Below are 19175 nucleotides of genomic sequence, written 5' to 3'. Positions count from 1 at the left end.
CTTCCGCGCCGCGGAGGAGCTCGGCATCGACCTGTCCCGGCGCGAGCCGAGCAGCGTCGAGGAAGTCTGACGCCTCCGATGAACGACGAGACGGCCGCGCTGCTCTTCGACGTGCTCGAGCGTCTGCAGCAGAACATCGCCGCCCGCGGCTGCCCCGCGATCGTCGCTCTCGAAGGGGAGCAGAAGCTCGTGCTCAGCGACTACGACTACCTCCGCGATCCGCGGTCCGCCCTCTCGTTCGAGACGCGGGCGGCCGCCAGAGCACAGGAGATCCAGGCGACACGATGGGTCTTCGCCGTCCCGTTGGTGTGGGTCGCCGCAGCTGACACCGTCTACAGCCGGGCCGTGTCCAACCACCCTCTGCGCGAAGGGGAACAGGAGACGATCACCTGGATGAGCTTCGACGAAGGCGACGGCGTGGACTACGGGCGCGTCCCGTACGCCCGCCGCCCCAGCGGAGAACCCGTGTTCGACGACCCGGAGATGTTCGCCGTGGGCGTGCGTGCGGCCCCGGCCATGCCGGGCCGCACACTCCTGCACCGGCTCTTCCCGGCCGGCTGATGTCGAGGTGGCGGGCCCGGCCTCGCGCCGAGCCCGCCACACCGGCTCCACCCGAGCCGGGTCCGTGCCGCACCGCCGGTTCCGCAGTCCGAACCGGGCCCGTGTCACGCGCCGTCAGCGCTGCAGCGTCAGCACACCCGGCCGGTAGGGCAGCAGGCCGTAGTCACCGCCGGAGTTGGGGCTGCGTCCCTGGTAGAGCAGCTGCAGGTTGCAGGGATCGACGGTCATGGTCTGGTCGGGGCCGGTACGGATCAGCTCGCCGTGGCTGATGTCGTTGGTCCAGGTGGCGCCGCTGTTGGCCTTGCCCGCGAAGGGATTGCTCTCGGTCGCGGCCTGCGGCGTCCACGAACCGCTCAGACTGGTGGCCGTGAACGAGCGGAAGTAGCGGCCCTGCGAGCCGATCGCCTCGACGATCATGAGGTATCGGCTCTGGCCCTGGAGCTTGTAGACCTGAACGGCTTCGAACAGGTTGTTCGTCGTGTCGCTCATGACCACCGTCGATGCCGTGCCGAAGCTGCCCGGGAAGTTCCCGATCGGCATGCTGGCCCGGTAGATCTTGCCGTTGTCCCCCGCGAAGAACAGGTACATGTTCGTGCCGTCACCGATGAGCGCCTGATCGATGGGTCCCGTTCCGGAGCCGGAGATGCTTCCGGAGAAGAGCACCTGCTCGGACGACCAGCCGTTCGGGTTGGCGGGGTCGTTCGAGGTCCGGTAGGAGAAGGCGGTCCTGCCCCACTGGTAGGCGAGCACCCAGGTGTTCTTCGGGGCGAAGTAGAAGAGCGTCGGCGCGACAGCGGAGAAGGACATCGCGTTCTGGCTCGCCGAGGCCATGTCGGACCAGTTGGTGAAGAGGCCGAAGTTCATCGAGCCCCATCTCGTTCCCGTGTCGTGCGTCGTCGCGTAGACGAGGTGCCTGCCGTTGTAGGGAGCGACGGTGAAGTCCTTGAGCGAGACCCACCCCGACCGCGGCTGCGCCAGCGGGCCCGTCGACGTCCAGCGGTACGTCGACGGAAGCGCGCACGTACCGGGGTCGCCGCCGTCCACCTTGACGAGCTGCCACTGCTGGTTGGCGCCGCCCCAGTCGTCGTACTGGACGATGTTCGCGCCGTCGGCGGTGGAGCCGCCCTGGACCTCCAGGGCCTTGTTGCTGTGGCGCGAGACGAACCTCACGTGGCCGTCCGGGCTGTCGGCCAGCCGCCACTGCTGGTTGGTGCCGTTGAGATCGGCCCACTGCACGATCGATCCGCCGTTGGCGGTCGACCAGTTGTGGACGTCCAGCACCTTGCCGGAATGGCGGGACTTGATGCGGTAGTAGCCGTTGCCGGAGTCGACGAACTGCCACTGCTGCTGGTTGCCGTTGTTACGGCTCCACTGGGTGATGCGGCCGCCGTCGGCGGTCGAGAGGTTGTAGACGTCCAGGGCCTTTCCGCTGTTGCGGTTGACCAGGACGTACCAGGCGTTGGTGTCGACGGTGGCCGCGTGGGCGGGCTGGATCTGCACGGCGACGAACAGGCTCGTCAGTAAGGCGGACACCGTCGCCAGGACGGCCAGCGATCTGGATTTCACGATGTGCTCCGGAGCTCCTTGGGAATGGGGGGTGGTGGCCGGGCTGCCGGTCACGCGTCCGGCGGATCGGCCTCTCGGCGAGGGCGCCCGTGGTCGTCCGCGTGGAGAATCGTTCTCGGACAGTGTGTTAGCGCTAACATCAAAGCCTGCGGAGCTGGGCGACCTGCTCCGCCGAGCGCGCTGCCGGGAGTGCACCCGGCGGTCCGGTGCGGCGCCGGCGAGGGGCCGCCCCCGGCGAAGGCAGGGGGCGGGCACGGAACGACCCGGGAGTGTGATGCCCCCCAGGCCTGACGACTTTGCGCGTCCCATGGGCGGGGATCCATGTTAACGCTAACATCATGCGGTGGGACTCTCCTTCGATACCCCGGCGTCTTCAGTGGTGGTGGCGGCGAGTAAATACGGCGGACCCGGGAGCCGTCAAGAGGGCGGCGATCTCGCGCATGACCGCGCCGGGCAGGCATCCCCAGCTGTACGGCCGATCCAACGCCTCCGCAACTTGCGGTGAAGTAGTGAAATTTTCACCGCCGATATCGGCGACTTTTCCACTAAGCCGCTTCCCAGAAGCTTCTCGCGCCCCTCCCGCGCCGCCGATGAGAGCCGTGCCCAAGATGGCTGATTCGAAAGTTTCGCCCAGGTATTGACAGATTTCGGTTACGTTTCCACACTGATCCCCGAGGCGGTCGGCCCTGTCTGATGTGGTGATCGGCGAGGGCCGCCGGTCATGACGCCATCGTGGTGTGCGCCTCCGGTCCGGGGCGCGGCGTCGTTCGCCGGGTTCCCGCACATCCCTCTTTCCGTGATTTCAGTATGGAGTCAGGCATGGGCATGAAGGCTTCACCTTCATCCGCGCACGGACGTCCCGGTTCCCTCCGCAGGATCGTGGGCGCCGTGGGCGTCGCGGGCGTCGTGGCGACGGCGCTGATGACGGCAGCTCCCGCAGACGCGGCGGCGAGCACGCTGGCCGCCGCCGCCCAGCAGAGCGGCAGGTACTTCGGCACGGCCATCGCCGCCGGCAGGCTGGGCGACCAGACGTACACGACGATCGCGAACCGCGAGTTCGACATGATCACCGCCGAGAACGAGATGAAGATCGACGCCACGGAACCCAACCGGGGACAGTTCAACTTCAGCGCCGGCGACCGGGTCTACAACTGGGCGGTGCAGAACGGCAAGCGGGTGCGCGGGCACACGCTCGCCTGGCACTCCCAGCAGCCGGGCTGGATGCAGGCGCTCTCCGGCAGCAGCCTCCGCCAGGCGATGATCAACCACATCAACGGCGTGATGGGGCACTACAGGGGCAAGATCTACGCCTGGGACGTCGTCAACGAGGCCTACGCCGACGGAAACTCCGGCGGCCGGCGCGACTCCAACCTCCAGCGGACCGGCAACGACTGGATCGAGGTGGCCTTCCGCACCGCGCGGGCCGCCGACCCGTCCGCCAAGCTGTGCTACAACGACTACAACATCGACAACTGGAACTGGGCCAAGACGCAGGGCGTCTACAACATGGTCCGCGACTTCAAGCAGCGCGGCGTGCCGATCGACTGCGTCGGCCTGCAGTCGCACTTCAACAGCAACAGCCCCTACAACAGCAACTACCGCACGACCATCCAGAGCTTCGCGGCCCTGGGCGTCGACGTGCAGATCACCGAGCTGGACATCCAGGGCGGCTCGGCCACCACGTACGCCAACGTCGTCAACGACTGCCTGGCGGTGCCGCGTTGCACTGGCATCACGGTCTGGGGGGTCCGCGACAGCGACTCCTGGCTCGGCGCCGGGGCCAGCCCCCTGCTCTTCGACGGCAACGGCAACAAGAAGGCCGCGTACAACTCCGTCCTGAACGCGCTCAACAACGCGGGCCCCTCCCCCACGCCGACCACGTCGCCCACGCAGAACCCCGGCGCGGGACAGATCCGGGGCGTGGCGTCCGGGCGGTGCGTGGACGTGCCGAACGCCACGACGACCGACGGCACGCAGCTCCAGCTGTGGGACTGTCACTCCAATTCCAACCAGCAGTGGTCCTCCACGTCCGCGCAGGAGATCCGCGTCTACGGCAACAGGTGCCTGGACGCCGCCGGCACCGGCAACGGCGCCAAGGTGCAGATCTACTCCTGCTGGGGCGGCGACAACCAGAAGTGGCGCCTCAACCCGGACGGCTCCATCGTCGGCGTGCAGTCGGGGTTGTGCCTGGACGCCGCCGGCACCGGCAACGGCGCCCAGCTCCAGCTCTACTCCTGCTGGGGCGGTAACAACCAGAAGTGGACCTGGAACCGGGCCTAAAGGCCGGAAGGTCAGGGCATGAGGCGGAGGCGCAGCCGGATCGGCGGCTTCGGGGCGGACCCCGGTGCCATCCGGCTGCGCCTCCGCGCCCCCGATCCCGGACGGCTCACCTGAGCGCGTCCACCGGCTCCACCCTGGCCGCCCTCAGCGCGGGGTAGAGCCCGGCCAGCAGACCCACGAGAGCTCCGGCGACCGGGGCGGCGGCCGCCAGCCGCACGTCGAGGAGCGGCGTCCACTGCTTGACGGCGGACTGCGCCGCGCGGTACTGCCGGGGATAGGCCAGCAGCAACCGGCGGTAGCGCCGCTCCAGCGCGGTCGTGACACGGGCCGGCTCGGCCGCGGTCACGTACCGGACAGACGCAGGACGAGGGAGGCGGCGGCCTGCATCCGCCTGGCCTCGGCCTCCACGAGCGCCTGACCCTCGTCGGTGATCCGGAAGTAGCGGCGGTTGCGGCCGTTGACCACCTCCTCGCGGTCCACGGTGATCACGCCTCGCTCGTTCAGGCGCTCCAGGATGCCGTAGAGGGTGCCGACGGACGGCCGCCCCCGGCCTCCCGACAGCTCCCTGATCGACTGACTGATCGCGTGCCCGTGCAGCGGCCCGGCACGGAGCGCGGCCAGCGCGAAGTACATCGGCTCGCTGACTTCTGACGTTCCCCTCGGCATGGGACGGGCGTTATTCCGTTGAACGAAGTATCCGCAACATCCGGCCGGAACCGACGCCCCTGCGGGCAGGACCGTCCAGCCCCGAGCCGGTCCTGCCGTGCCGGGAGGCCTCCCGATCGGAGCGTGCGGGTCACCGCCGTCGGGCTGTCCGGCTCAGCGACTGGCGGCCGCTGCAGGCGCGGTCATCCGCGTCGCGGCATCACTGACCGATCAATCCGGCGCCGAGCCGCTCGGCAAGCGTCAGGCGTACCTCGGCCGGCAGCCGGCAGCCGTGCGCCACCACCGTCTGCAGTCCGGGCAGATCGGCCAGGACCGGCCAGTCCGTCACACCGGCGCAGTAGGACACATCCAGGTAGGTCAGATGCGGCAGGGCCAGCAGCGGTGCCAGCGACTCCACCGGGGTCTTCCTGATCGACAGCCACTGCAGACGATGGGCGCCGCCGATCCCGTCCAGGCCGGTCAGCGGGGTGTCTTGCAGGTTGAGCCGGACGAGGCCGGTCAACGTGGCGAGCGCTTCGGGGAGGCGGTGCAGGCGTTCGCCGGACAGATCCACCTCGGTGATCGCATCCGGTGCGGCCAGGGCCGCGGCCAGCGGGGCGGGCAGGGGAAAGGCCACCGTCCGGGGACGGGGCAGCACCGGGGAGGAGCCGGCGGCGGCCTCGGCCAGGATGCGGTGGACGTCCACCGGATCATCCGCCTCGCCCAGGCGGACGTAGCCCTCGGGCAGCCACGGCGCGACCTGCTCGGCGATGACGTCGCGGCGATGGCCCTCACCCAGGCAGCGGGCCCGCAGCTCACCGAAGTGGCCGTAGGCGTGTTCGGCCGGGACGAACAGGTCGGCCACGATGTCTCGCCCGGCCACAAGAGAGCCGTCGTTGGTGAAACAGAAGATCACATCAGCGGCGATGTCGCCCAGCACCAGATGGTCGGCCGCGCTGCTGATGGCCCGGGCCCGAAGGTCGCCCGCGACCGCGAGATAGCTGCAACTGACATCGCCATCGTCCAGCAGGCCCTCGACGGTGAGGTCGCCGAGTACCACCAAAGGCGCGCGAAGCTCCAGATCCGCCTCGATGCGGGTGTCTCCGAACCACACTGTCGGCCGGCGGACGCACCAGCCGGTTTCGTCGCGCTGCGCGGTGCCGGGGAAGGCGGAAAGCCGCTCAGCGGACGACGCCAGCTGCCATGCCTGGGCGAACAGCAGGCCGTAGACCGGGGGTACTCCGTAGTCGAAGTCGCGGGTTGCCACCAGCTCGTTCAGCCACGACCGGACCTGCGGCACGGTCACGTCGAGGTTGCCGAAATACTCCAGTGCTGCGGCGCCGTCGCCTGCCTGCGCGCGCAGGCAGGCGACGGCGTCGTCGAGCCGCCGTGCGGCGGCGGCGAAGTGCTCGGCTTCCCACTGCATGGCGAGAGTGTAGGGGCTGTCACGGCCGCCCACCGCCGGCACCCTTCTCCACGACCGTCGCACCCGCTCGCAAGAGCCCGCCGACGGTCACGCCGTCCGGAGAAACGACGAGATCCCGCCGATCGAGGCGATCGGCGGGATCTCGTCAACGTGCTTCGGGCCATTTCAAGAACGGCCCTGGTGTGGAGCTATGGGGATTCGAACCCCAGACCTCTTCCATGCCATGGAAGCGCGCTACCAACTGCGCCATAGCCCCTTGTTGTGTGTGGCGCGCCCTCGTCGAGCGCGGCACTGAGAAAATCCTAGCGGACTCCGGGCCCGCCTCGCGCCATCAATTCCCGCGCCGGGAGGGCCGGGCGGCGGGGCGGTGTGACGGGAAGTGTCTGGAATATCCATCTCGTGATGTGTCACGCGGAGGGGTCCGTGATACGTCTGTCCTTCTATGACGATGACGACCGTCGAGCGCTTCGAGGAGCACCGCGATCTGCTGATCGGGGTCGCCTACCGGATCCTGGGCAGTGCCGCCGACGCCGAGGACGTCGTGCAGGAGGCGTGGCTGCGCTGGTCGGGGGTGGACGCCGACGTCGTCGAGGACGACCGGGCCTACCTCATCAGGGTGACCACGCGGTTGTCCATCGACCGGCTGCGGCGGATCGGGGCCCGGCGGGAGTCCTACGTCGGCGAGTGGCTGCCCGAACCGGTCGCCACGGCCCCGGGCGTGGACGAGCGGGTCGAGCTGACCACGTCGGTGGAGCTGGCGCTGCTGGTGGTGCTGGAGACCCTGTCCCCGCTGGAGCGGGCGGTGTTCGTGCTGCGGGAGGCGTTCGGCCTGCCGTACGCGGAGATCGGCGAGGCGATCGGGCGCGGCGAGGCGACCGCCCGGCAGCTCGGCCGCCGGGCCAGGCGGCACGTCGAGGAGCGGCGGCCCCGCTTCGACGTGGACCGGGCCCGGCGCCGTGAGATCACCGAGCGCTTCGTCGGCGCCGCCGCGGGCGGGGACCTGGAGGGGCTCATCTCGATGCTCACCGCCGACGCCACGCTGGTGGGCGACGGCGGCGGGAAGGCCAGAGCCCCGCTGCGGACCGTCGGCGGCGCCGAGAAGATCGCACGCCTCCTCACCTCGATCGCGAGCGAGGCGGGCGCCCGGCGTTTCCTGGACTCCATCGGCGTCACGGCGACCGGCGGGGTCGCCGTGGAGTTCCCCGAGGTCAACGGCGCCCCGGCGGCCGTGGTCACCGCAGGCGGGCGGCCCGTCACGCTGTTCTCCCTGGTCATCCGGGACGGCCTCATCGAGACGGTCTATCTCATCTCCAACCCGGAGAAACTCTCTCGTCTCTGATGCCGGAAGCCTGATACCGAAAGCGATGTCACGAATGCCCTCACGCGCCGCGTCGTGAGGGCATGAGACGAGAGATCACCATCATCGGCGGCGGCCTCGCCGGGCTCACCGCGGCCATCGCGTGCGCCGAGGGCGGCGCCGCCGTCATCCTCCACGAGGCCCACCGGGTCCTGGGCGGGCGGGCCCGCTCGTCCGCCGCGCCGTACATCGCCAACGACGGGCCGCACGTGTTCTACTCCGACGGCGAGCCGTGGCGCTGGATGGCGGCCCGGGGGCTGGTCCAGCCGTTCCGCAAGCCGACGCTCGGCGAGATCGCGCGGGCCCGGTTCCGGTACGGCGGCCGCCTGGCCCTGACCCCTCCCTGGTCGCTGGTGAGCGCGCTCACCAAGCGGAAGCTCGTGGCCCCGGTGGACCGGGACTTCCGGAGCTGGGCCACGGAGCGTTTCGGCGAAGAGGCCATGCGGGCGGCCTGCGGGCTCGTCGGTGTCATCACCTTCGACGCCGACCCCGGGCGGCTGTCGGCCGCGTTCGTCTGGGAGCGGGCGTTGCGGGCGAGCGCGCCGCAGTATCCGGCCCCGCGCTACGTCGTCGGCGGCTGGCAGAAGGTGATCGACCGGATGGCCGGCCACGCCCGCGGGCTGGGCGTGCGGATCGAGACCGGCGCGCGGGTGGACCGCCTGCCGGAGGACACCCCCGTGATCGTCGCGACCTCGCTGGAGGCGGCCAGGACCCTGCTGGGCGACGAGTCCCTGCGCTGGGAGAGCGGCCGGGCGGTCCTGCTCGACCTCGGGCTCACCCGGAGCTCGAAGGACGTGTTCTTCGCCTCCGACCTGGACGAGGGCGGGTTCGTCGAGCAGTACGGCCTGGCCGACCGCACCCTCGCCCCGGCCGGGCACACCCTCGCCCAGCTGGAGCTGCCGCTGCGGGCGGGCGAGACGAAGGCCCAGGGGCTCGCCCGGCTGGAGCGCCTGGCCGACCTCTCCCTGCCCGGCTGGCGGGAGCGCGCCACGTGGCGGCGGGAGGCGGTGGCGAACGGCCGGAGCGGCGCCTTGGACCTGCCCGGCCTCTCGTGGCGGGACCGCCCGGCGATCGACCGGGGCGACGGCGTCTGGCTGGCCGGCGACGCGGTCGCGGCTCCCGGAATGCTCAGCGAGGTCTCCACGCACAGCGCCCTGAGCGCGGCGCGGGCGGCGCTGCGCGCCGTCGGCTCACCCGTGGCGGCCTGACCTCCTCGATGCCCGCCCCGCCGCGGACGTACGGGTCAGGGCGGGGAGAGCGTGGTGATCATGGTCAGCTCGGCGCCGTCGGCCGAGAGCCGCAGGCTGACGGCGGCCGCACCGAGTTCGGAGGTACGGGACAGGTGGGTGCCCCCGCAGGGGATGCCCACCTCGCCCCCGGGCAGGCCGCAGCGCCAGGTGCGGCGCGCGGTCAGCTCGGCGCCGGGGCTGTCGATCCGGACCGGGGCGTCGGCCGCGATCCACTCCTTGAGCAGGTCCCCGGTCCGCCGGGCGATCTCCGGGAGGTCCTCGGCCAGGCCGTCGGCGGTGAAGCCCTTGCGGCGCAGGGACTTTCCCAGCCGGTAGACGTCGCGGCTGCCGTACGGCTCGATCCGTGAAGAGGTGATGGCCGTCTGGTCGAAGTCGGGGTTGCCCAGCCCGTCGGCGGGGACCTCCTTGCGCCAGCGGCCGGCCAGCGCGGCGTTGAGCGCGAGGGCCGCCAGGTGGCAGCCGGTGTGCCCGGCCGACAGGGCCCGGCGGCGCCCGGCGTCCACCACCAGGTCGACCTCCCCCTCCAGGGGCGCGCCGGTGACGTGGACGACCAGCCAGCTCCATCCGGGCTCGCCCCGGCGGGCCGGGATGTCCGCGCCGAGGTGGACGGTCTGCTCGCCGTCCCGTACGGCCCCGGTGACGCAGTCGGTGACCGCCGCCCCGCCGATCGTGCCGGTGTCGGCGGGCTGGTCCGGCCAGGTGTGGTCGAGGGGGTGGAACGGGGTCTCGGCGACGATCACTCCGTACCGGTCCCCCACCGGCACGACCCCCACGACGGCCGAGCGTCCCCTGGTCTCCCCCGCGGGATAGGTGACCAGCGTCGATGTGTCGATCTTCATCTCCCCATCCTCTCAGCACGGTCCCCGTCCGGAACCGGTACGGCCTGCGCCGCCCCCGAGGAGGCGCAGGCCGTACTCCCGTCCGGGCGGGCCGCCGGCGCGGAGGTCAGCGGGCCGGCGCCCGCTCGTCCTCCAGGTAGCGGGAGCGGCCCGCGTACAGGCCGACGGCCAGCTGCACCGCGACCACCGCGAACAGCAGCAGGAACGGCGCCGTCCAGCCGCCGGTCGCCTCGTGCATCACACCGACCACGAGCGGGCCGGCGCCCGCGATGAGGTACCCGATGCTCTGCCCGAACGCGGAGAGCGCGGCGGTGGCCTCGGGGGTCCTGGTGCGCAGCGCGAGCATGGTCAGCGCCAGCGGGAAGGATCCCATCCCGATCCCGACCAGGAGCACGAAGAGCAGCGCCCAGGATGCGGGGGCCAGCCAGAGGCCGAGGAAACCGGCCACGTAGAACGCCACGAACACCGCCACCGCGGGCCGCTGGTCGGCGAACCTCGTGGCCACCGACGGCGCGGCCATCGCGACCGGGATGCCGATCGCGGTGAACGCGCCCAGCAGCAGCCCGGCCTGGCCGGTGCTGAGGCCGCCGTCAGTGAGGATCGTGGAGAGGAAGCCGAACATGATGTAGGCGACCATGCTCTGGGCGCCGAAATACAGGGCGACCGCCCAGGCCAGTCTGCTGCGGAGCAGCGTACGCAGGCCGAAGCCCCCGGCGTCGGCGCCCGGCGCGGGCTCGCTGCGCAGCAGGGCGATCCAGGGGATCGCGGCGACGGCGGCCAGCGCCGCCCACACGCCCAGCGCGACGTGCCAGTTGCCGTCGGCGGCCCGCTCGATCGGCACGGTCGCGGCGGCGGCGAGCATCGTGCCGACCGCGAGGGCGGTGGTGTAGACGGTGGTCATGGTCCCGGCCCGGCGCGGGAAGTGACGCTTGATCAGGGTGGGGATGAGCACGTTGCCCACCGCGCCGCCGGACAGCGCCAGGGCGCTGCTGAACAGGAACACCTCGGCCGAGTCCACCATCGCGCGGATCAGCAGGCCCGCGCCGAGGGCGACCAGGGCGAGCAGCAGCAGGCGGTGCTCGCCGGCCTTCCTGGCCAGTGCCGGGGTGACCGCGCCGACCGTGGCGAAGATGAGGACGGGCAGGGCGGTGAGCAGCCCGACTCCGGCACCGGACATGCCCAGGCCGGCCGATATGTGGTCGAGGACCGGCCCGACGCTGGCGACCGCGGTGCGCAGGTTCAGCGCGGCGAGGACGATTCCCAGCACGAGCAGCCAGGCGAGGGATCGTGTCCCTGTCGTGCCTTCGGTGCGGCCCCGGGTCTCCTGGGTGAGCACGCTCATGCGGGTTCAGTCCTCCGTCACAGATTCATAGGATGATTGGCTGACCCAAACTGTAACAGGACTGAAATCCTGATTTGTTCCTGACCCCCGGGGTCCCCCGCCAACTCCTGACAACGTGAAAGCCCGGACCCCCCTCCGTTGACAGAGAGGAACCCGGGCTGCCGGTGGACGTTCGGAGTCGCCAGCCGGGGATGGGCGGGAACCGGCTACCCGGAGGCACCCGTGCCCGTCCTACAGGCCGGAGACGCCGCCGCGTTCTACAGGCCGGAGACGCCGCGTTCTACAGGCCGGAGACGCCGCGGTCCTGCGGGCCGGAGACGTCCCCGCGCCAGCCGCCGCTCTCGACGCCGCGTGCCTCGATGAACGTCTTGAACCGCTCCAGGTCGCCGCGGACCCGCAGGCGGACGATCTGCAGCCAGTCGCCGACCGTCTCGGCGAAGCCCTCCGGGTCGTACTCCATCTGGAGCGTGACACGGGTCGTGTCCGGCGTGAGGTGGTGGAAGGTCACCACACCCGCCTGGTGCGGCCGGTCCAGCGACTTCCAGGCCACCCGCTCGTCGGGGTGCTGCTCGGTGATCTCCGCCTCAAACTCGCGGCGGACCCCGGCGATCTCCACGATCCACGCCGTGCGCGTGTTGCTCAGCTGCTTGACCGACTCGACGCCTTCCATGAACTCGGGGAAGCTCTCGAACTGCGTCCACTGGTTGTAGGCCGTCCTGATCGGCACGTTCACGTCGATGGACTGCTCGATGGTGCTCACAGTTTCGCCTTCCTGTCGGGATCGAAGGCTGCACTGCCCGCTGCGGCGCGGGCCTAACTCGTCATCGGCTACGCGGTCCGCCTACGGCGCGACAACCAGAACAGGCCGAGCAGCGGCAGGACGAGCGGAATGAACACGTAACCGCTCCCGAAGCCGGACCAGACCGTCGCCTTCGGGAACGCCTCGGGGTCCAGCAGGCTGAACGTGCCCACGATGAGCACCCCGGCCAGCTCGATCCCGCAGGCCGCCAGCGCCAGCGTACGGTTCCCCCGGGCCAGGGCCACCGCCAGCAGGAGGTAGACCGCGGCCGCGAAGGCCGACAACGAGTAGGCCAGCGGGGCCTCGTCGAACTGCCGCGCGATCTGCACGGCCGCCCGGGACCCGGCGGCCAGGGCGAAGACGGCGTAGACCGCGACCAGAACCCGGCCCGGCCCGGCGCCCGTGGAGGAAACGGCCGCCGGGGAGACGCCGGCCACCGGGGAGGCACCGGCCACCGGGGAGGCACCGGCCGCCGGGGAGACGCCGCGCTCACCCACGGGCTCGTCCACACGCTCGTCCCGTCCGTTCATGCGGTCTCCCCCGTTCATGCCATCCCCTGCCAGAGCTGCAACATCCGGCCGACCATACCCGGGATCGCGAAGCCCGCGACCGCGATCACGGCCGGGCCCCAGCGGGAGCGCTCGCCCACCCCCCAGAAGGCCGCGACCGGCGGGATCACCACGGTCCCCGCCATGTAGCCGATCAACGTGGCCGTCTCGGCCGGCCCCTCTCCCCCTACCAGCGCAGCGATCAGGAATCCCGCCTGGACGAGGAGCCCGACCTCCAGCACACCGAGCGCGATGAGGAGCACGTTGCCCATCGCCTTGTTCATCGCCGTCGTCAGCAGGCTGACCACCGCGATCAGCAGCGCCAGGACGATCAGACCGGTCGCGAGCGGGCCGATCATCGGGACACCAGAAGGTTTGCGGACATGAGAGGTAGGGTACTGCCCGCCCGCTCCGCCCCCTGATCCGAGGCGCATAGGCTGAGACCGTGGAGAGAATCCTGGTGAGCGCCTGCCTGATGGGACGGAAAGTCCGTTATGACGGGGGCGCCAAGACGAGCGGCGACGCGCTTCTGGCCGCCTGGCGGCACGAGGGACGCCTGATCCCGTTCTGCCCGGAGGTCGAGGGCGGGCTGCCCGTGCCCCGCCCGGCCGCCGAGATCGAGGGCGGCGCGGGCGGCGCGGCCGTGCTCACCGGCGCCGCCAGGGTGCTGGCCGCCGACGGGAGCGACGTCACCCCGGCGTTCCTCGCCGGGGCCCAGGCCGCGCTCGCGGTCGCCAGGTCGTTCGACATCAAGATCGCGATCCTGAAGCAGGGCAGCCCCTCCTGCGGCAGCCTGACCATCTACGACGGCACCTTCCGCGGCCGTCGCATGCCCGGCCAGGGCGTCACCACCGCCCTGCTGGAGTCGTACGGCATCGCGGTCTTCGACGAGGACCACGTCGCCGAGGCGGGAGCCCGGCTCCGCGAGCTCACGGAGTCCGCGGAACCCGGGGAGCTCGTGAAGCCCGCGGGGGTCATGGATCCCGGAGACCGCTGACCGGAGTCCGAAGCCCGCCGACCAGCGACCGGTGCCGATGACAAGGGCATCCCGCGCGGCGTCGATGTCAGTCCCCGGCCGCGCGCTCGCGTTCGTATTCGGCGTTGATGCGCAGCGCTTCAGCCAGCTGGTCTTCCAGGATGATGATCCGGCAGGCGGCTTCCACGGGGGTGCCCTGGTCGACGAGTTCCCGGGCGCGCGCGGCCAGGCGCAGCTGGTAGCGGGAGTAGCGGCGGTGCCCGCCGCTGGAGCGTTTCGGCTCGATCAGACGGGCGGCGCCCAGTGCCCGCAGGAACGTCGCGGTGACGCCGAGCATCTCGGCGGCCGCGCCCATGCTGTAGGCGGGGTAGTCCTCATCCTCCAACCGGTCTTCGGCCGTGAGCCCGGCCGTATCGGTAGTCCTGCCCTGAGTGAGCGTGTCACCCTCGGGGGCCGAGCGACGTTGATCCATATATTCCTTTCTCATCACGTGCACAGGGGGCCCCGGCGCCTGTTGCGCCGGGCCCCGAAGAGTTCAACACCATCTACCGGCCCACCGGGCCGGCTTACTGTTTCCGCAACCGCCGTACTGAGCGGCGGTGATGCGCGGATCGCGGATGCGTGACCGTAGACCACCTTCCTGTCTGTGGAACTGCGGTACCCGAGCGGCGCAACTCAGCCGGCGACGGGCGATCCTGATGGCGTCAACACTCCCTTCATCCCTTGCGGACCACTGGTCCAACTTCATCTGTGGCAGCGCGTCCACGTTCTGGGCCCCTTACCACTGCGTTGGCCCGTCACGTCCGACCTTCTGCCGTCAACCTTCACCATCAACCTGCTTCGGGCAGTTCGTCGTAATGCCGATAACCACTTCCGCTGCCCGATGAATCCGTTCCTTGCGACGTCAGAAACCATAGTATCCATGGCGACGAATGTCTACTACGGCGAAGATAGATTTTCGACACGGAGCGCAGCAGCTTCCCGACGCGCCCGCGTCGGGTGAGCTCGTGATCAGCACCGGTTGCCCCTGCCAGATGACGCCGCTGAAACCCTGCCGAACAGCACCGCGCGTCACACCCCGGCTCCGTCCGACGATCGAGCCGCGGATCCCGCCCTCCCGGCGGGCCGGCATTCCCGGCTGTCAGTACTCCCAGATGTCCGTACGGTTCTCGTGGCCGATGCAGAAGGCGGCCGAGCCGTGCTCGCCCTGGACCAGGTCCACCCGGATCCAGCCGTCGTTCTGCGCGACCTTCGTCTGATAACCCGCGTTGGGCACGGCGGAGACCAGCTGGCAGGCGCCGTTGCGGATGGTGAAGGAGACCGTGCCGCCCTTGGTCTTCACCACCTGCACGTCCTGGGCCGTCTGTGTGGGCTTGGGAGCCGAGGTCGTCTGGGCCGCCTTGGGGACCGCGGTGGTCTGCATGGGCCTGGGCGCGGTGGTGCTCTGCATGGGCCGGGGAGCCGAGGTCGTCTGGACCGGGCTGGGCATCGAGGCCGTCTGCCTCGGCCGGGGAGCCGAGGTGGTGCGCTGCGTCGGCTCGGCGGAGGCGACGGGATGGGTGGAGGGCGGGGAATCGGCCGGGCCGCGCGACGGCGCCGGATCACCGGTGCCCGGTTCCTGTCCGGTGGCGGCGGGGCCGGGCGAGGCGGTGCCGGTCACGCTCGGAGAGGGGGTCGGCGCGCCGACGGGTTCCGCCGGACCGGACGACGGCCAGGAGGGCGGCGGCGCGGCCCCGTTCCTGTCGTCCGCGGTCCCCAGGGGGCCGATTCTCGCGTCGGCGAAGACTCCGCTGTGCAGCACGTCCCGGACGCCGAACCAGGCGATCGAGATCGCCATGACCGTCGCCCCGAACCACACCGCGATAAAACCAAGCGTCTGCCGCATGCGGTGAATTATTACCCCAAATGTCTCTTTGTTCACTACGGTTACCTCTCATGGCGACCGTTCTCGTGGTGGAAGACGACGAGTATGTGCGCTCCGCGATCATCCAGGAACTGAGCAGGCGCCAGCATGCCGTGCGCAGCGCGGGGCGGGCTCTCGACGCGTTACGGGAGATCACCCAGAATCCTCCGGATGCGGTGATCCTCGATCTCGGCCTGCCCGACCTGGACGGATCGGAGGCGCTGAAGATGATCCGCAGCGTGTCGAACGTCCCGGTCCTCGTGGCGACGGCCCGGGACAACGAGGCGGAGATCGTCCGGCTGCTGGAGGCCGGGGCGGACGACTACCTGGTCAAGCCGTTCTCCGGCGACCACCTGAACGCCCGGCTGGACGCGGTGCTCCGGCGGGCGCGGAGCGCGAGCCCGCCGCAGGTGCTGCGCGTGGGCGATCTCGCGGTGGACCTGAACCGGCGTGAGGCCACCGTGGGCGGCACTCCGCTCACGCTGACGCGCCGGGAGTTCGACCTGCTGGCGTACCTGGCCGCGCGGGCCGACCGCGTGGTCTCCCGCAAGGAACTGCTGACCGAGGTGTGGAAGCAGTCCTACGGCGACGACCAGACCATCGACGTGCACCTGTCATGGTTGCGCCGCAAGCTCGGCGAGAGCGCCTCGGCCCCGAGGTATCTCCACACCGTACGCGGGGTCGGCGTCATGCTGGTGGCCCCACCGTGAGACGGACCCTCGCCCTGCTCGCGCTCGCCGGGGCCTCGATGATCGCCCTGGCCTTCCTCGTCCCCCTGGGGATCTTCGTCAGGGAGGGCGCGGCGGCCAGGGCCATGACCGAGGCCGAGCGGCAGGCCTCGGCCCTCGTCCCGGTCCTGGCGATCACCGTGAACCCCGACCGCCTGCCCCACGCCCTGGCCAGTACCGGTGCGCAGGACCGCATCGCCGTACACCTGCCGAACGGGGGAACGGTCGGCACGGTCCGCGCGCCCGCCCAGACCGTGGCCGCGGTCTCCCGGTTGAACCGGGCCGTCACCGCCGAGACCGACAGCGGGTACCTCCTGCTCCGCCCGGTCACCCTGGACGGCAACCGGACGGTGGTCATCGAGGTCTTCGTGCCCGCCCAGGAACTCACCCGGGGCGTCACCTCCTCCTGGGCGGTGCTCACCGGGGTGGCGGTGGTGCTGGTCGCGGGCTCGGTGCTGGTCGCCGACCGGCTCGGCGTCCGGGTGGTGCGCTCGGCCCGCCGCCTGGGCCGGGCGGCGAGCGCGCTGGGCGCCGGGGACCTCACCGTCCGCATCGAGCCGGAGGGCCCTCCCGAGCTGGTCGCCGCCGGCGAGGCGTTCAACACGATGGCCGAGCACGTCGTCCAGTTGCTCGCCGCCGAACGCGAGATGGCGGCCGACCTGTCGCACCGGCTGCGCACGCCGCTGACCGCGCTGCGGCTCAGCCTCGACCACCTGGGCCCCGAGGCGGAGCCGAGCCGGCACTCCCTCGGCCGGCTGGAGGCCGAGGTCGACCAGATCATCGCGGCGGCCCGGGAGCCCTCGCGTGCCCCTGAATTCGTCTTCTGCGACGCGGCCGAGGTGCTCCGCGAGCGGCTGACCTTCTGGTCCGCCCTGGCCGACGACCAGCAGCGCCGGTGGGAGCTGATCGGCGCGGAGGCGCCCGTCCGGGTCCCGGTCGCATCCACCGAGCTGAGCGCGGTGATGGACGCCCTGCTGGGCAACGTGTTCCGGCACACCCCGCAGGGCGCGGCCTTCACCGTGACCCTGCACCAGGGCTCCGGCACGGTCGGCATCCTGGTGGCCGACGGCGGCCCCGGCATCCCCGACCCCGCGGCGGCGCTGCGGCGCGGGGCCAGCGGCTCGGGCTCCACCGGGCTGGGCCTGGACATCGCCCGCCAGCTCGCCGAGTCCTCCGGAGGCGACCTGCGGATCGACCGCTCCTCCCTCGGCGGCACCAGGGTTCAGCTGTGGTTCCGTACCGACCGCCGGGACCGCACGCCGCGCGCCGCCCGGAGACTGGTCCGCAACCGCTGGCCGGGAGCGGTCCGCAGACTGGGGCGCTCCCGCTGGTCACGCGCGGCCCGGACCCCGTAGTCCGCACCACGCGCCTCGCAGGGCGGGGGTCTCCTCACCACACGCCCAGCAGGGCGAGTGCCTCCTCGCGAGCCATCGATGCGCCCCGGGTGAAGGTCTCCTCGAACGCCGCGCCGCCGAGCCGGGCGCGGGCCGCCGCCGTCAACCGCGCCACGTCGGCGTCCGCGGCGGCCGTCGTCCCGCGCAGCGCCGTACCCGCGCCGAGCAGCAGCGCCGCGCGGTCCCCGTCGCCGTCCAGCAGGGCGACGCCGGAGAGCGCCTCGGCCAGTGCCGCCAGCATCGCGGTGTTCTGGTGGCCGGCGGCCGCGGCCAGCGCCCCGCGGTACCAGTTCAGAGCGGTCGCGGCGTCTCCCCCGGCCCCCGCCGTCAGTCCCAGCTCGATCATGATGAGGGTGCGGGTCTCCTCGAACCCGAACCAGCCTCCCGGGCACGCGGCCAGCGCCGCCTCCAGCATCCGGCGCGCCTCGCCGAGGTCTCCCCGGGCCCGGGCCAGGCGGCCCAGGGTCTGCTCCGCCCTGGCGAGCACGTCCGCCGCTCCCGCCCGGCGGGCGATCCGCATCGCGCGCTCGCCGTCCCGGCGGGCGCCTTCGTCGTCGCCGGCACGCGCGCGCAGCTCCGCCCGCAGGCACAACCGATCCGCCACGTCGTCGTCCGCGCCCAGCTCGCGCGAGGCCGCCATGCTCTCGCCGACCAGCGCCAGGGCCCGGCCGAGATCGCCGCGTACTCCGGCGATCCCGGCCAGCTCGGCATGGACGAGCGAGAGACCCCATCGTTCCCCGGCCGCCCGGAACCCCGCGAGCGCCTCGGTCAGCTCCCGCTCGGCGTCGTCGATCCGCCCGCCGTACAGCAGCGTGAGCGCGTCGCCGAGACGGCCGAGCGCCTGGCTCCAGGGATCCGAGCCGACCAGGAAGCGGTGGTCGGCCACCGGTTCCCGGGTACCGGCGTCGGGAATGCCCATAGCCATGCCCCACAACATGGTCATGAAGGGCTGCCGGGGCGGTCGCCCGGCCGCGAGCACGGCCTCGACCGCACTACGCAGATGTTCGTCGAACTCGGCGCGGGACCCGCTTGAGGCGATGCTGAGGACGCACACGGCGTACTCCTCCTCCAGCCCCGCCGGGACCCGGGTTCCGACCAGCCGGGCGAGCTCGCGGGCCGCCCCCGCGCCCTCGCTGCGCAGGCCGCGCAGCCACCAGTACGGCATCAGCCCGGCGAGCAGCCGCAGTGCGCGCTCGATGTCGGCGGCCTCGACCGCGCGGCGCAGCGCGGCGTGCAGGTTGTCCCGCTCGGCGTCCAGCCGGGCCAGCCACTCCAGCTGCTCGGCGCCCAGCAGGCGGGGTCCGGCTCGCAGCACCAGATCGAGGCAGTGGTCGGCGTGGAGGCGGCGGAGTCGTTCGGTCTCTCCGGCGGCGGTCAACTGCTCAGCACAGAACGCCCGGATCGTCTCCAACATCCGATACCGACCCCCACTCACCTCCACCAACGACTTGTCCACCAACGACGCCAACACCCCATCGGCATCGGCCACCCCGCACACCCGCTCAGCCGCCCCCAACGTCGCCCCCCCGGCAAACACCGTCAACCGCCGCGCCAACCTCCG

Annotated in this window: 19 protein-coding genes and 1 tRNA gene; 7 read left to right on the top strand and 13 right to left on the bottom strand. The window is 71.5% G+C overall.

The window, feature by feature from the left end; all coding sequences use genetic code 11:
- Nucleotides 1–78: 78 nt before the first annotated feature.
- Entirely contained in the window at nt 79–561 is a 483-nt protein-coding gene (locus IEZ08_RS37005) for a hypothetical protein (protein WP_068925614.1), read from the top strand.
- 114 nt (nt 562–675) lie between these two features.
- Here the strand turns inward: IEZ08_RS37005 and IEZ08_RS37000 are convergent, their stop codons facing one another.
- The gene (locus IEZ08_RS37000; protein WP_373294400.1) at nt 676–2094 is read right to left on the bottom strand and encodes a non-reducing end alpha-L-arabinofuranosidase family hydrolase; all 1419 of its coding nucleotides are present in this window, start codon (nt 2092–2094) and stop codon (nt 676–678) included.
- Nucleotides 2095–2946: 852 nt separating this feature from the next.
- Here IEZ08_RS37000 and IEZ08_RS36995 point away from each other — a divergent pair.
- Nucleotides 2947–4407: an endo-1,4-beta-xylanase gene (locus IEZ08_RS36995; protein WP_068925616.1), complete on the top strand. Its 1461-nt coding sequence runs from the start codon at nt 2947–2949 to the stop codon at nt 4405–4407.
- 106 nt (nt 4408–4513) lie between these two features.
- On the opposite strand, the gene IEZ08_RS40050 is transcribed toward IEZ08_RS36995, so the two are convergent.
- The 4 genes from IEZ08_RS40050 to IEZ08_RS36975 all read right to left on the bottom strand — a co-directional run bounded on the left by IEZ08_RS40050 (nt 4514) and on the right by IEZ08_RS36975 (nt 6734).
- Nucleotides 4514–4753 (bottom strand): hypothetical protein, encoded by a 240-nt coding sequence (locus tag IEZ08_RS40050; RefSeq protein ID WP_068925618.1) that lies wholly within the window; start codon nt 4751–4753, stop codon nt 4514–4516.
- The gene (locus IEZ08_RS36985; protein WP_068925620.1) at nt 4750–5073 is read right to left on the bottom strand and encodes a PadR family transcriptional regulator; all 324 of its coding nucleotides are present in this window, start codon (nt 5071–5073) and stop codon (nt 4750–4752) included. The genes IEZ08_RS40050 and IEZ08_RS36985 overlap by 4 nt, the downstream gene beginning before the upstream one ends.
- A gap of 199 nt (nt 5074–5272) precedes the next feature.
- Nucleotides 5273–6478 (bottom strand): leucine-rich repeat domain-containing protein, encoded by a 1206-nt coding sequence (locus IEZ08_RS36980; protein WP_189244035.1) that lies wholly within the window; start codon nt 6476–6478, stop codon nt 5273–5275.
- Between the two features lie 183 nt (nt 6479–6661).
- A tRNA-Ala gene (locus tag IEZ08_RS36975) sits at nt 6662–6734 on the bottom strand.
- 192 nt (nt 6735–6926) lie between these two features.
- Here IEZ08_RS36975 and sigJ point away from each other — a divergent pair.
- Entirely contained in the window at nt 6927–7817 is an 891-nt protein-coding gene (sigJ, locus tag IEZ08_RS36970) for an RNA polymerase sigma factor SigJ (protein ID WP_189244036.1), read from the top strand.
- A 62-nt stretch (nt 7818–7879) separates the two neighbouring features.
- Entirely contained in the window at nt 7880–9043 is a 1164-nt protein-coding gene (locus tag IEZ08_RS36965) for an NAD(P)-binding protein (protein WP_068925645.1), read from the top strand.
- A 35-nt stretch (nt 9044–9078) separates the two neighbouring features.
- Here IEZ08_RS36965 and IEZ08_RS36960 read toward each other — a convergent pair whose 3' ends face one another.
- The 5 genes from IEZ08_RS36960 to IEZ08_RS36940 all read right to left on the bottom strand — a co-directional run bounded on the left by IEZ08_RS36960 (nt 9079) and on the right by IEZ08_RS36940 (nt 12972).
- On the bottom strand, nt 9079–9924 hold the full coding sequence (locus tag IEZ08_RS36960; protein WP_068925647.1) for an alanyl-tRNA editing protein: 846 nt from the start codon (nt 9922–9924) through the stop codon (nt 9079–9081).
- Between the two features lie 106 nt (nt 9925–10030).
- Nucleotides 10031–11266, bottom strand: a complete 1236-nt coding sequence (locus tag IEZ08_RS36955) for a CynX/NimT family MFS transporter (RefSeq protein ID WP_068925649.1) — start codon at nt 11264–11266, stop codon at nt 10031–10033.
- A 280-nt stretch (nt 11267–11546) separates the two neighbouring features.
- On the bottom strand, nt 11547–12026 hold the full coding sequence (locus tag IEZ08_RS36950; protein WP_068925651.1) for an SRPBCC family protein: 480 nt from the start codon (nt 12024–12026) through the stop codon (nt 11547–11549).
- 68 nt (nt 12027–12094) lie between these two features.
- Nucleotides 12095–12595: a hypothetical protein gene (locus IEZ08_RS36945; protein WP_373294399.1), complete on the bottom strand. Its 501-nt coding sequence runs from the start codon at nt 12593–12595 to the stop codon at nt 12095–12097.
- Between the two features lie 14 nt (nt 12596–12609).
- A complete protein-coding gene (locus IEZ08_RS36940; RefSeq protein ID WP_068925653.1) occupies nt 12610–12972 on the bottom strand; it encodes a hypothetical protein in 363 nt (120 codons plus the stop codon).
- Between the two features lie 86 nt (nt 12973–13058).
- Between IEZ08_RS36940 and IEZ08_RS36935 the strand changes: the two genes are divergently transcribed.
- Nucleotides 13059–13610, top strand: a complete 552-nt coding sequence (locus IEZ08_RS36935; protein WP_068925655.1) for a 2-thiouracil desulfurase family protein — start codon at nt 13059–13061, stop codon at nt 13608–13610.
- A gap of 67 nt (nt 13611–13677) precedes the next feature.
- On the opposite strand, the gene IEZ08_RS36930 is transcribed toward IEZ08_RS36935, so the two are convergent.
- On the bottom strand, nt 13678–13944 hold the full coding sequence (locus IEZ08_RS36930) for a helix-turn-helix domain-containing protein (RefSeq protein ID WP_068929045.1): 267 nt from the start codon (nt 13942–13944) through the stop codon (nt 13678–13680).
- A 786-nt stretch (nt 13945–14730) separates the two neighbouring features.
- A complete protein-coding gene (locus IEZ08_RS36925) occupies nt 14731–15474 on the bottom strand; it encodes a hypothetical protein (RefSeq protein WP_189244034.1) in 744 nt (247 codons plus the stop codon).
- Between the two features lie 50 nt (nt 15475–15524).
- On the opposite strand from IEZ08_RS36925, the gene IEZ08_RS36920 reads away from it, so the two are divergent.
- Nucleotides 15525–16202 carry a response regulator transcription factor gene (locus IEZ08_RS36920; protein ID WP_068925659.1) on the top strand — a complete coding sequence of 226 codons (678 nt, stop codon included), beginning with the start codon at nt 15525–15527 and terminating at the stop codon, nt 16200–16202.
- Entirely contained in the window at nt 16199–17575 is a 1377-nt protein-coding gene (locus IEZ08_RS36915) for a sensor histidine kinase (protein WP_068925661.1), read from the top strand. Before IEZ08_RS36920 ends, IEZ08_RS36915 begins: the two co-directional genes overlap by 4 nt.
- 34 nt (nt 17576–17609) lie before the next feature.
- On the opposite strand, the gene IEZ08_RS36910 is transcribed toward IEZ08_RS36915, so the two are convergent.
- A complete protein-coding gene (locus tag IEZ08_RS36910) occupies nt 17610–19157 on the bottom strand; it encodes an ATP-binding protein (protein ID WP_506330650.1) in 1548 nt (515 codons plus the stop codon).
- Nucleotides 19158–19175 lie beyond the last annotated feature (18 nt).

The sequence above is a fragment of the Planobispora rosea genome (assembly GCF_014648175.1).
Lineage (GTDB): Bacteria > Actinomycetota > Actinomycetes > Streptosporangiales > Streptosporangiaceae > Planobispora > Planobispora rosea.
This window is presented reverse-complemented; position numbering and strand designations above follow the sequence as displayed.